At 70.4% G+C, this 12,303-nt stretch carries 10 protein-coding genes; 5 read left to right on the top strand and 5 right to left on the bottom strand.

Annotated elements, in window-relative coordinates:
• Nucleotides 1-96 precede the first annotated feature (96 nt).
• Genes AB0K18_RS20580 through AB0K18_RS20600 form a run of 5 tightly spaced genes read right to left on the bottom strand, consistent with a single transcriptional unit; the run spans nucleotide 97 to nucleotide 8,859 of the window.
• Entirely contained in the window at nucleotides 97-4,083 is a 3,987-nt protein-coding gene (locus AB0K18_RS20580) for an Ig-like domain-containing protein (RefSeq protein ID WP_364916276.1), read from the bottom strand.
• Nucleotides 4,076-5,923 (bottom strand): beta-L-arabinofuranosidase domain-containing protein, encoded by a 1,848-nt coding sequence (locus tag AB0K18_RS20585; RefSeq protein WP_364916279.1) that lies wholly within the window; start codon nucleotides 5,921-5,923, stop codon nucleotides 4,076-4,078. Before AB0K18_RS20585 ends, AB0K18_RS20580 begins: the two co-directional genes overlap by 8 nt.
• Nucleotides 5,916-6,680, bottom strand: coding sequence for a carbohydrate ABC transporter permease (locus AB0K18_RS20590; protein ID WP_364916282.1), 765 nt, complete (start codon nucleotides 6,678-6,680; stop codon nucleotides 5,916-5,918). Before AB0K18_RS20590 ends, AB0K18_RS20585 begins: the two co-directional genes overlap by 8 nt.
• Complete coding sequence (locus tag AB0K18_RS20595; RefSeq protein WP_364916285.1) at nucleotides 6,677-7,594, bottom strand: sugar ABC transporter permease; 918 nt, start codon at nucleotides 7,592-7,594, stop codon at nucleotides 6,677-6,679. Before AB0K18_RS20595 ends, AB0K18_RS20590 begins: the two co-directional genes overlap by 4 nt.
• Nucleotides 7,591-8,859: a sugar ABC transporter substrate-binding protein gene (locus AB0K18_RS20600; RefSeq protein ID WP_364916287.1), complete on the bottom strand. Its 1,269-nt coding sequence runs from the start codon at nucleotides 8,857-8,859 to the stop codon at nucleotides 7,591-7,593. Before AB0K18_RS20600 ends, AB0K18_RS20595 begins: the two co-directional genes overlap by 4 nt.
• Before the next feature lie 110 nt (nucleotides 8,860-8,969).
• Here AB0K18_RS20600 and AB0K18_RS20605 point away from each other — a divergent pair, with 110 nt between their 5' ends.
• The 5 genes from AB0K18_RS20605 (at nucleotide 8,970) to AB0K18_RS20625 (ending at nucleotide 12,273) form a co-directional block, all read left to right on the top strand.
• Nucleotides 8,970-9,983, top strand: coding sequence for a LacI family DNA-binding transcriptional regulator (locus AB0K18_RS20605; protein ID WP_364570157.1), 1,014 nt, complete (start codon nucleotides 8,970-8,972; stop codon nucleotides 9,981-9,983).
• Between the two features lie 43 nt (nucleotides 9,984-10,026).
• Complete coding sequence (locus tag AB0K18_RS20610; protein WP_364916290.1) at nucleotides 10,027-10,296, top strand: sulfurtransferase TusA family protein; 270 nt, start codon at nucleotides 10,027-10,029, stop codon at nucleotides 10,294-10,296.
• A gap of 17 nt (nucleotides 10,297-10,313) precedes the next feature.
• A complete protein-coding gene (locus AB0K18_RS20615) occupies nucleotides 10,314-11,321 on the top strand; it encodes a LacI family DNA-binding transcriptional regulator (protein ID WP_364916292.1) in 1,008 nt (335 codons plus the stop codon).
• A gap of 279 nt (nucleotides 11,322-11,600) precedes the next feature.
• Entirely contained in the window at nucleotides 11,601-11,918 is a 318-nt protein-coding gene (locus AB0K18_RS20620; RefSeq protein WP_364916294.1) for a DUF3140 domain-containing protein, read from the top strand.
• A gap of 4 nt (nucleotides 11,919-11,922) precedes the next feature.
• Complete coding sequence (locus AB0K18_RS20625) at nucleotides 11,923-12,273, top strand: nuclear transport factor 2 family protein (RefSeq protein ID WP_355415024.1); 351 nt, start codon at nucleotides 11,923-11,925, stop codon at nucleotides 12,271-12,273.
• The last annotated feature ends 30 nt before the right edge of the window (nucleotides 12,274-12,303 follow it).

The following is a 12,303-nucleotide window of genomic DNA, read 5'->3' on the forward strand; positions in this document are numbered from 1 at the left end:
TCCGGCCGGCCCGCACGCCTCGCGCCGGCCGACGGGGGTCCCGGCGGCCGCTGTCCTGGCCCCGGCCGAACGCGCGGGGCCAGGACAATATAGGCGTTAGCGGACGGTGACGGTGGCTTTCGCGGGGAGCGTCGTCCCGGCCACCTGACCGGTCACGGTGAACGTGCCCGGTTCGGCGTACCGGGCGGGATCGACGGCCTCCCAGGTGACGGCCACCGAGCTGTCCTTGGACCCGTCGTTGTACGTCGCCACGACCGTCCTGGGCAGCACCGGCGCCACCCCGGCCGAGGTGGTGACGGCCTCGTCGGCGACCGAGGTGATGGTGACCGCGCCGGTCGCGCGCACGTACACGGTGGCCTGGGCGGGCTCGCGCACGCCTTCGGCCAGCCCGGCGACGGTGAAGCTGGTGCCGCCGTCGGCGACCTGCTCGGGCGTCACCTGCTGCCAGGTGACGGCGGCCCTGCCGCGCGCCCCGTCGGCGTAGACGGTCTCCACGGTGGCGGGCAGCTCGGGCAGCGTCCCCGCGAGGGTGGGGACGTGGACGGGCCGCACCGCGTCCGGCGGCACCTCGTACACCTTGGCCTCCAGCAGCCCGACGGACGCGCCGCCGGATTCGAGCTGGACGCGCAGCCGCGAGGTGGTGACGGTGTCGAAGGCGACGGTGTTGTAGGCGTCGGCGGCGGTCGGGTAGGAGGCGGCGCCGGTGACGTCCTCGAAGGAGTCGCCGTCCCACTGCTGGATCTTCCACGAGGCGGGGACGCGCACGCCGCCGCCGTCGTCGAAGAAGTACACGTCGGCCTTGTTCACCCGGACGGGCTCCGGCCATTCGAGCTGCACCCACTGCGTGCCCTGCTGCGGCCAGGTGCCCCAGCGCGGGTTGGCGACGTCGTTGGAGCGCGGCGGGTCGATGCCGTCGTTGATCGCGGCGACGCTCTCCCACGGCGAGGTGTAGGAGGCGGTGGGCGTGGCCCTGGGCGCCGCGTTCGCCTGCTCGGCCTGGGCGGAGGCGGTGACGGTGACGGTCCTCGCGGTGCTCTTCGCGCCGTCGGAGGCGGTCAGGCGCAGCGTGTACGTCCCCGGCTCGGAGAACGCGACGACCGTGGTCGTGCCGGTCGGGTCGGTGAAGAACGCGTCGCCCGGCCCGTCCGCCTTGGCCCACAAGGTGGTGAGCGTGCCCTTCGGGAGCCCGTCGTCCTTGACCACGGCCTCGATCCTGACCTGGCCAGGACGGCCGAAGCCGGGGTCGGTCACGAGCGTCACCGAAGGCGGCTGGTTGGCGGCCCGGCCGGCCGGCTCGCCGCTGCGGTACGCCTGCACCTCCTTGATCCCGGCGCTGTGCCCGGGTCGCGGCGTGACCTGGACGCGCAGCTTGCGGGTGGTGACGGCGGGAAAGCGCACCTCGTTGAGGTTGGCCCGGGGGTAGGCGGGGTTCCTGACCTGCCTGGGCACGTCCTTCCATGCGTCGCCGTCCTGGTACTGCACGGTGTAGTGGGCGGGCTCCGTCCTGGTCCTGCGGTCGTTGACGAAGTACAGCCTGACCTGGTCGACCTGCTGCGCCTTGCCCAGGTCCACCTCCAGCGCGTCGGGCCCGGCCTGGCTCGCCCAGTACGGTTCGTTGATCGTGAACCCGTCCACGGCACCCGCCGGGTCGCCGTGCTCGGCGGTGGCGGTCTCGACCAGGTTGGACCTGGCCGAGCGCAGGTCCACGCCGGCCTTCTGGAACAGGTCCGCCACGCGGTCGCCGCGCAGCTCGACCTGCGTGGGCGCCTTCACGGCAGGCGCCTTCTCCGCGTGCAGCACGTCACCGCCCTCGACCTCGCCGGTCTTGGGGTCCCAGACGGCGTGCGCGAGGCCGGACAGCGTGACCTTGCGCTTGCCGTCGACGATGATCGAGTAACCCTCGGGCACGCCGGCGTAGTGGCGGGCGCCGTCGCCCGGCTTGTCCCAGACGATGGTGAGGTCGCTGCCCCGGTAGTCGATGCCGTTGACGGTGAAGTGGTCCCACCCGATGTCCACCGGCCACAGCTCGACCTTGCCGTCGGAGCGCGGGCGCAGGCCCATCACGTCCTCGATGACGGTCCAGTTGCTGCTGCCGAGGATCGTGTGGTGGATCCAGGAGCGGTAGTCGATGGTCTTGGTCCTGGGGTTCCAGTTGGCCCAGAACTCGTTGGCGTCAGGGTAGCGGGTGTCGCCGCCGACGTACTGCGACCAGGCGTTCCAGTAGAGGAGCTGCTTGTACTGCGCGGCGGTGATGTACGGGTTCGCGTACTCGCGCAGCGCCTTGCCGAACAGCGCGAAGTTCCGGGTGGAGTTGATCTGCGAGAAGTTGTTGGAGCCTGGCTTGCCCTGCGCCGCGGCCTCCGCCTTGTCCTTCTGGTTGGCGGTGTACGCCGGGAAGATCGGATATTCCGCCGGGTCGGCCCACAACCGCAGCGCCTCCCGATATTTCGGGTCATCGGTGGGGACGAGGCCCGTCGCGTACGGGATGTAGTTGTTGGACTCCTTCCACGGGATCAGGTTGCCGGTCTGCAGGTCGCGGTGCTTGAACAGCTTCTCGTCGTCGTCCCAGAGCAGCGTGAGGATCCCGTCGCGCACCTTGTCCGCGACGCCGCGCAGCTCGGCCGCCTTCGCCGCGTCCCCGGCCAGCTCGTACGCCTGCGCCGCCGCCATCGCGTTGGCGTAGACGTACGCGCCCTCAAGCCGCTCGTTGGCCCGGTCGTAGTAGTGGAACGACACCGCGTCGGCGTCGTTGCCGGTCATCGCCTCCCAGTCGTACTCGATGACGCCGTTGCCGTTGGAGTCGTACGCCGCCAGCTGCCCCGCGACGTCCTTCTCCGCGTACCTGGCGAGGTTGCGCAGGATCGCCGGCTGCCCGCCGTGCAGCTGGTAGCTCTCCAGCGCCGCCGCCGAGATGTACTGGGTGTAGCTGTTGGACCAGTTCTCGGGGTCGCCGGGGTTGTCGGTGTACTTGGAGTTGCGCGACACCTCGCCCGCCGACACCCACGGCCCGTAGGAGTAGATCGGGTCGCGCAGGTACTTCAGGTCCTGCACGAACATGGGCACGGTCAGCACGATCGCGTTGTTGTAGCCGAGCGCGCCCTCGACCGAGGTGGGGAACTGGAAGTCGTTGCCCGGGATGTCGGCGTCGAGGAAGTTGAAGCGCATCAGCCACCAGCGGTAGTAGACGAACTTCTTGATGTTCTCGTCCGGCACGTCGATGTAGGGCAGGTTCCCGGCCCACCAGGCGTTGTAGTCCTGCAACTGGCGGCGGAGCGCCTGCTCGGGTGAGCGGCCCTTGTAGGCGTCGTACTCCTTGCGCGACCCCGGCAGCTCGTCGGTGACGAAGCCCATCTGCACCTTGGTCCGCACGGTCTTACCCGGCTTGACGGTGACCGTGCCCTTGAGCGCGCCGTCGGCCGCCTTGAGCCCGTCGCCGCTGAGCCGGGGGAAGATCGTGGTGAGCCGGTTCTTGGCCCACACCGCGCCGGTCAGCTCGCGGTCGCCGTCGGCGGTCCTGGCGTACGGCGAGGTGACGGTGACGGGCACCTCGCGGGCCGCCGTGCCGGTGTTGGTGATCTCCAGGGTGGTGACGGCGACGTTCTCGTGGGTGATGAACTTCTTGACGCCGACGGCCAGGCCCTCGCCGGTGTAGCGGCCGGTCCAGTGGCTCGGCATCTGGAGACGGTCCGCGACGTTCTCGGTCAGGCCGGTGCCGAGGTCGATGACGTACGCGTCGCGGTTGTCGATGCTCTCCCAGTACGCGACGTACCCGCCGAAGCCGAGCTTGCGGGGGTCGTGCTCCTTCATGAACAGCGCCCGCCCGCGCGACATCAGCCACGTGCCCGCCGGGTCGTCACCCGGCCGGGCGAGCATGCGGTCGATCCAGTAGGAGTCGCCGCCCTTCTCCTTGGTGTAGATCCGCTCCATCATCCTGCGCGGGTGGTAGCCCACCGGCTCGGCGGGCACCGGATCGGCGCCGGTGAAGACCGGCATCCCGAGATCGTCCTGCGCCGCGTGGGAGGGCGCCACGCCGAGCCCGGCGGTGAGCGCTGACACGGCCAGGCACACCAGCGGTTTACGCACGTGCATCTCCTGAGGTCGGTAGCCAGACACGCATGGTGGCGGGACCCCGGTTGCCCCACCGGTGATAAGGGACGAGCCGCAGCCGCACGTCGCCGCCCCCGCCGGTCGCGGACGGAGCCCCGTACGGCCAGCCGCCGTTCGCCCCTGAGCCGAGCGCGGCCCCCACCTCCAGCTCCACCACGCCGTCGCCCTCGTGCTCCACGGGCGGCTCGGCGTGCGCGATCAGGTCGCCGAGCGGCGGCTCGTCGGCCACCGACTCCGCGCAGTAGACCAGCGGCCCCCGCTCGACCGCCGCGCTCCCCCGCAGCGCGTCGATGCGCCGGTCCGGGAACGTCCAGCGCGGCCGCATCGGCAGCTCGAGCCGCAGCTCGTCGCCGGCTCGCCAGGGCCCGTCGGCGGCGACGTAGCCGGGCTCGGCGGGCCGCACCCGCGGCTCCTCCCGCAGCGGCGCGTCGGGCGCCGACGCCGGCACCCTGGCCAGCGTCGCGTCCGCCGCCCACGCGGGCACCCGTACGGCGATGCGGCCCGCGCCGTCCTCCAGGACCCGGACGGTGACCGAGCCGGTCCACGGGTAGCCGGTCTCGACGCGCAGCGCGAGCCCGCCGTGCCGGATCTCGGCCGGGGTGAGGTGGTGGATGACGACGCCGTCGCGGGAGCCGGCGGCCACGTACGCGGGGAGCGAGGCGAGCGTGCGGGCGATGTTGTTCGGGCAGCACGAGACGTCGAACCAGGGCGAGCGCAGCCCGCCCTCCGCCGCGTGGTTGACCCCGTCGAGCGGCGTCGCGGGCACCCGCACGTGCAGCGGGTTGACGTAGAAGAACGAGCGGCCGTCGAGCGCGACGCCGGTGGCCAGCAGGTTGTACATCGTGCGCTCGGCCAGCTCGGCGTAGCGCACGTCGCCGGTGGCCAGCAGCAGCCGGTGCGACAGCATGATGGAGGCGATGCCGCCGCACGTCTCGTTGTACGCGCGGTCCGGCGGCAGCTCCCAGTCCTCCCCGTACGACTCGTCGGCATGCCTCGAGCCCATGCCGCCGGTCAGGTGGGTACGCCGGGCCACCGTGCGCTCCCACTGGGCCTCGACCGTCTTCAGCAGCTCCTGGTCCCCGGTCTCGACCGCGACGTCCACGACGCCGGAGGCCAGGTAGAGCGCGCGTACGACGTGCCCGCGGAACACCTGCGCCTGCCTGACCGGCACGTCGTCCTGGTAGTAGCCGCGCCCGAACGGGATGTCGGCCAGCGCGGGCAGTCCGCGCCGCTCGACGAGGCGGCGGGCCATCTCCAAGTAGCGGCCGGTGCCGGTGGCGCGGTAGAGCTCGACCAGCGCCATCTCGATCACCGGGTGGCCGCAGGTCTCCGTGCCGTCCATGAAGCGGCGGCACACGTGGTCGGCCGCCTTGACGGCCACCTCGGTGAGCAGGTCCTCCCCGTACGTCCGCAGCCTGGCCGCGCCCGCCTGGATGAGGTGGCCGTAGCAGTACAGCTCGTGCCCCCACTCGAAGTCGGTGTAGCGGCTGCCCGACCAGCGGGTGTTCAGATAGCCGTCGCCCTCCTGCGCCTGCGCGACGGTCTCGGCCAGCGCGGGAAGACCGGGATGCCCGGCCCAGGCCATGGCCTCCAGCAGCTTGTAGATCTCCGAGTCGCTGAACTCCCGGCCCCTGCGCGGCCGCTCGCCGCGGAAGTTGCCGATCCAGCCCTCGCGTTCCTCCCATTCCAGGCAGTGGTCGATCGTGACTTCGCGGTTGAGCGCCACGCGGTCGCCCCAGAAGCCGGGAAGGAGGCGTACCGCGTCGAGGCCGAGCGGGGACAGGGCGCCCGATGAGGGCAGGACGGGATCAGCCACGCAGAGCTCCTGACATGAATCCGCGCACGTAGTGGCGCTGCAGAACGACGAAGAGAACGAGACAGGGGATCGCCATCACCATGACGCCGGCCTGGAGCATGCCGTAGTCGATGGCGCCGAACGTGTGCTGCGTCATGCTCACCACGGCCACCGGCAGCGTGAACGACGAGCCGTCGTTGAGCAGGATGAGCGGCGCGAAGAAGTCGTTCCACGAGGCCAGGAAGGCGAACAGGCCCACCGTGACCAGCGCGGGCCGCACCGCGTGCAGCAGGATCCTGGCGAACGCGCGGAACGTGCCGCACCCGTCGACCAGCGCGGCCTCCTCCAGCTCGCGCGGCAGCGCCTCGAACGCGTTGCGCATCATGAACAGCGCGAACGGGAGCTGGAACATCACGAACACCAGCGACAGGCCCACCAGCGAGTTCTGCAGGCCGAGGTAGCCGAGCAGCACGTACAGCGGGATGAGGATCGTCGCGTACGGCACCATGAGGATCGCCAGCGTGGCGAGGAACAGCAGGTTCTTGCCGGGGAAGTCGAAGCGGGCGAAGCCGTAGCCGCCGAGCGCCGACACCAGCAGCGTGCCGCCCACCGTCATGGCGGACACCAGGACGCTGTTGGCCGCGTACGTGTCGAGCCCCTCGCCGAAGCTCGCCATCTCCAGGTAGTTGGACGGCTCCTCCAGCGAGGCGTAACCGCTCCACACCAGCGGGAACAGGAACAGCACCGCCAGCGCGGACAGCGTGAGGTAGCGACTCACCTGAGCCTCCTCATCATCAGCGCGTTCAGGCCGACGAGGGCCAGCAGCAGCACGACCGACAGGGCCGCCGCGCCGCCGAGGTCGAAGCGGAAGAACGCGTCCCGGTAGATGACCATCACCATGGAGACCGTGCTGTTGTCCGGGCCGCCGTTGGTGAAGACGAAGAACTGGTCGAAGGCCAGCAGCGATCCCGTGACGCTGAGGATGAGCATCAACGCCAGCGTGGGGCGCAGCAGCGGCAGCGTGATCCTGGTGAGGATCTGCCAGCGGCCCGCTCCGTCGCTGCGCGCGGCCTCGTACACCTCGGTCGGGATGGCCTGCAGGCCGGTCAGCAGGATCAGCATGTTGAAGCCGGCGAAGCGCCACAGCACCAGCGTGATCGTGGAGAACAGCGCCATGTTCGGCGTGCCGATCCACTTGACCGGCTCGTCGGTGACGCCGATCGCCTGGAGCATCGGGTCGATGGGGCCGAAGTCGTTGTTCAGCATGCCGTAGAACAGCAGGCCCGCCGCGGCGAAGCCGACCGCGCCCGGCAGGAAGAACGCCGTCCTGAAGAACGCGATGCCCGGCCTGCGCTCCTGCACCAGCAGCGCGAGGCCGAGCGCCACCAGCGACAGCAGCACGGTCGTGATGACCGTGTACTTCAGCGTGAAGAGCACCGCGTCCACGAACAGCGGGTTGTCGGCGATCTTCGTGTAGTTGTCCGGCGCGTTGAGCGTCGCCGGGCCGAGCAGCGGCCAGCGGTTGAGCGACATCCAGACGACCAGCACCAGCGGCGCGACGAACAGCACGCCGACGATGACCGCCGTCGGGGCGGCGTACAGCCAGCCCTGCACCTTTCTGCTGCTGCGCCACCGGGCGGAGGGCGCGGAGTGCGCCGCCCGCCGCCCGGATCTGCCGGCGGTCAGCGTCATTGCTGCAGCGACTTCGTGATCTCGGCGTTCAGCTGGGGCACCTTCGAGGCGTCACCGAACACCGCCTCGCGGGCCAGCCGCAGCCACGGGCCCTGCGGGTCGTTGAAGGTCTGGCCGAAGCGCAGCGCGTACGGCGTCCGGCCCTTGGCCACCAGCGAGTTGATGAGCACCACGCGCGGGTCCTCGGCCGAGTACTTGTTTCCGGCCAGGTCGGTGCGGGCGACCACGTCCTTGTTCTTGGCCATGACCTCGACCTGCGCCTCGTCGGACACCGTCCAGGACAGGAACTCCCAGGCCGCGTCCGCGTGCTCGGTGGTCGCCGCGATGCCGACGGAGTCGCCGCCGACGAACGTGGATTCGCCGCCGTCGGGGCCGGCGATGGGGGTGACGCCGATCTTCATCTCCTTCGGCATCAGGCCGAGCGTGGTCGAGGGCATCGGCATGACGCCGATCTCGCCCTTGGGGAAGAAGCCGGTCCAGGTCGGGCCCTGCTCCTCCTTGGCGGTCGGTCCCGTGGCCTTCTTCTCGTACAGCTCGCGCCAGATCCTGAAGACCTCGGTCATCGCCGGCTGGTCGTTGAGGGACGTCGTGCCGTCGTCGTTCATGACCTGAGCGCCGGCCGCCCAGACCGAGGGCCAGAAGGTGAAGACGTAGCAGCCGCCGCAGTTGCCGCCGAAGAACGTGCCGTGGACCTTGCCGTCCTCGCCGAGCTTGGCCTGGATGGTGGTGGCGTGCTCGGCCAGCTCCTTGAGCGTCTTCGGGCCCTGCTCGGGGTCGAGCCCGGCCTGCTCGTACAGGTCCTTGTTCCAGAACCAGACCGACAGGTCCAGCGTGTGCGGGAGCGTGTACTGCCGGCCGTCCAGCGTGCCGAGCTTCATGTGCGAGGGCGCCAGCTTGTCCTTGTACGGCAGCTTCGCGATGCGGTCGGTCAGGTCCATGAACAGGCCCTGTGAGGTGTAGTTCGGGACGAAGATGACGTCGGCCGCGAACACGTCGGGCAGCTGCTTGGCCCCGGCCGCGGCGGCGATGCGGGGCTGGTAGTTGTCGGTGGGGATGACGGTCAGCTTGACCTGGTTCTTGTGGCTGCTGTTGTAGGCCTGGACCAGGCGTTCCGTCTGGGTCTGCGTGGCCGCGCGGGTCCACATCGTGATCGTCACGGGGCCGTCCGCGGGCTGCCCGCCGTCGCCGCCGCCGCTGTTGCCGCAGGCTGCGGCTGTGAGCGCTAACACCGAGAAGAGGGAGATCCCTGCCAGCCTTCGTCTCATGATGTGCTCCTGGACTTAAAGGTTTTCGGAAACGTAGAAGAAACGTGAGGCCGTGTCAATGGGTGCTAAGGTGCTAAGCAGTTCCCATAGACCGAAAAGGGTTTCGAAGTATGGCGGGTAAGCGGGCGACCATCAACGATGTGGCCTCGCTGGCGGGGGTGTCCATCGCCACGGCCTCCAAGGCGCTCAACGGGCGCCAGGACGTACGCGCGGCGACGCGCGAGCGCGTGCTGGCCGCCGCGGCGGAGCTCTCCTTCCAGCCGAACGCCCTGGCCAGGGGGTTGCTGTCCGGGCAGACGCGCACGGTGGGCCTGCTCACCTCCGACAGCGTCGGCCGGTTCGGCATCCCGGTGCTGCTCGGCGCGGAGGACGCGTTCGGGGCCGGGGAGATGGCGGTGCTGCTGTGCGACGCGCGCGGCGACGCCATCAGGGAGCAGCACCACGTACGCGCGCTGCTGTCGCGGCGGGTGGACGGGCTCATCGTGGTGGGCGAGAGCACCAACCCGCGGCCGTCGATCAGCAAGGACCTGCCGGTCCCCGTCGTCTACGCCTACGGCCCGTCCGACGACCCCGACGACGTCTCGTTCGTGCCCGACGACGTGGGCGCCGCCGCCATGGCCGTCCAGCACCTGCTCGCGCTCGGCCGGCGCCGCATCGCGCACATCACCGGGCCCACCCACTACAAGGCGGCCCGCGACCGCGAGGAGGGCGTGCGCAGGGCGCTCGCCGAGGCCGGCGTCGAGCAGGCCGGGCAGACCCTGTCGGGCGTGTGGTCGCAGCGGTGGGGGCGGCACGCGGCCGAGATGCTGCTGATGGCCGAGCCGGAGATCGACGCGGTGTTCTGCGGCAGCGACCAGATCGCCGCCGGGTTCGTCGAGGGCGCCAGGGAGCGGGGACGGCGCATTCCCGACGACATCGCGGTGGTCGGCTACGACAACTGGGAGGTGCTCTCCACCGAGACCAGGCCCGCCCTGACCACCGTCGACATGAACCTGGAGGTGCTCGGCCGAACGGCCGCCCAGCACCTGTTCGCGGCCATCGACGGCAAGGCGACGCCCGGCGTCCACACCCTGCCCTGCCAGCTCGTCATCCGCGACTCCACCGCGCCGCCCGGCATCTCCTGAGGGTGGTGTGACGTCGCGATCTGCCGGGTGGTTTCCTATAGGCATGCCTGATCTCGTGGTCGACGGCGGCGACAAGCTGTGCGTGCAGTTGCTCATCGAGTTGCGCGGCCACGTGCGCGAGGCCGGGCCCGGCGCGGTGATCCACCTGATCGCCACCGATCCGGCCGCGCCCGTCGACCTGCCGGCGTGGTGTCACATGACCGGGCACGCCTACCTCGGGCGTGTCGAGGGGGCCGAGCGGCCGACGTACGCCTTGCGGGTGGCCGGCGACGCCAAGGAGACGCAGGAAGCGAAGCCGTGGCACGCGGCTTAAGCGGTTAATATCAGTCCGTGAAACGTCCCACGATCGCCGACATCGCCAGCCGCGCGGGGGTCTCCAAAGTAGCGGTCTCCTACGCGCTCAACGGCCAGCCAGGGGTGTCGGATGCGACGCGGGCACGGATCGTCGCCATCGCCGAGGAGATCGGCTGGCGGCCCAACAGCGCCGCCCGCGCGCTCAACGGCGCCAGGGCCGACTGCGTCGGGCTCGCGCTCTGCCGGCCCGCGCGCATCCTCGGCGTCGAGCCGTTCTTCATGGAGCTGATCAGCGGCATCGAGGGTGTGCTCGCCGACCGCTCCTACGGCCTGCTGCTCCAGGTGGTCACCAGTCACCAGCAGGAGAGCGAGGTCTACCGCACCTGGTGGGGCGAGAGCCGCATCGACGGCGTGTTCCTCGTGGACCTGCACTACGCCGACTCCCGGGTGGCCGAGCTTGAGCGGCTCGGCATGCCGGTCGTCGTCATCGGGCACCCGTCGGAGTCGGGCTCGCTGTCGGCCATCTGGTCCGACGACGGCGAGGCCGTGCGCGAGACCGTCGGCTACCTCGTGGCGCTCGGCCACCGCCGCATCGCCCGGGTGGCCGGGCTGCCCGCGCTGGTGCACACGGCGGTCCGCGACCAGGCGTTCGTGCAGGCGTGCGAGGGCGTGGCCGAGCACGTCATCGTGCATACCGACTACACCGGCGAGGAGGGCGCGCGGGCCACCAGGCGGCTGCTCAGCTCCCCCGACCGGCCCACCGCCATCGTCTACGACAACGACATCATGGCCGTCGCCGGGCTCTCGGTCGCGCAGGAGATGCGGGTGGAGGTGCCGCGCGACCTGTCCATCGTGGCGTGGGACGACTCGCCGCTGGCCCAGGTCGTACGCCCGCCGCTGACCGCTCTCACCCGCGACATCCCGGCCTACGGCGCGCACGCGGCGCAGCGCCTGCTGGCCCTCATCGCGGGCGAGAGCGTGCCCCCGTACGAAGACCGCGCCGCCAGCCTCACCCCGCGTGGCAGCACCGGCCCCGCCGCCTGAGACGTCCCTGCGCGGCACGTGCCGCGAGCGGCGGGGCGGGGCGGCTGGCAGACCGCCCCTCCCCGGCCCGCGGCACGTGCCGTCCCCTCCTCCGCGGCGAGTCTCAGGGGAGCCGCCCCCGCGTCCCCCGCGCGGAGACGGCTCCGAACCGACCGAGTGAGGAAGAGACGTTCTGAGTACCTCTGTACCCGAACGTGATCTGAAAGGGAGCGAATCGTAACCTTCCGCGCACGGCCAAGGGCGAGCGTAAGGCGGGGCCGGCCGGGTAGGCGGGCGAGTATGACTGAGGCTTTCGACACCGACATGCTGTGGGAAGAGTTCCACCGGACCGTGAACATGAACTCCGAGGAACTGCGCGCCTATCTCCTCGCCGACGCCTCCGGCGAGGAGAGCTTCTCCGCCGACCCCGATCTCGGCATCGACGAGCTGGGCCGGGGCGTGCTGCACGTCCTGGCCAAGCGCAAGGGCGACCTCACCGGGGCCGACCTCGACGTGATGCGCCGGGTCGTGGAGATCGTCGAGACCATGGGCGACCGTACGGACGACGACTCACGGCGGGAGCTGATGTCCGTGGGCCATGACCCCTTGAGAGGATGACTCCGTGATCGAGCCGCGTCCCTGGATCGAGGGGTATGTCCGAGCCTGGAACTCCAACGACCCCGATGACATCGCCGCGCTGTTCACCGAGAGCGCGGTCTACTACCCCGAGCCTTTCAGCAGGCCCTGGCAGGGGCGCGACGAGATCATCTCGCAGTGGCTGGGCCGGCAGGACAAGCCTGGCGAGGCAGACTTTCAATGGCATCCGGTTTGTGTGACGGACGATGTGAGCATCATCCAGGGAGTTACGACATATCCGGACAAAACGTACAGCAATCTATGGGTGATCCGATTCGGACCCGACGGGCGGTGCCGGGAATTCACCGAATGGTGGATGCAGCACGACCTCAAGTGATGCAATGGGCCGAACCGTCTTCACCCGAGG

Origin of the sequence: Nonomuraea sp. NPDC049421, from assembly GCF_040677005.1 — a bacterium.
In the GTDB taxonomy this organism is placed as follows: Bacteria; Actinomycetota; Actinomycetes; order Streptosporangiales; family Streptosporangiaceae; genus Nonomuraea; species Nonomuraea salmonea.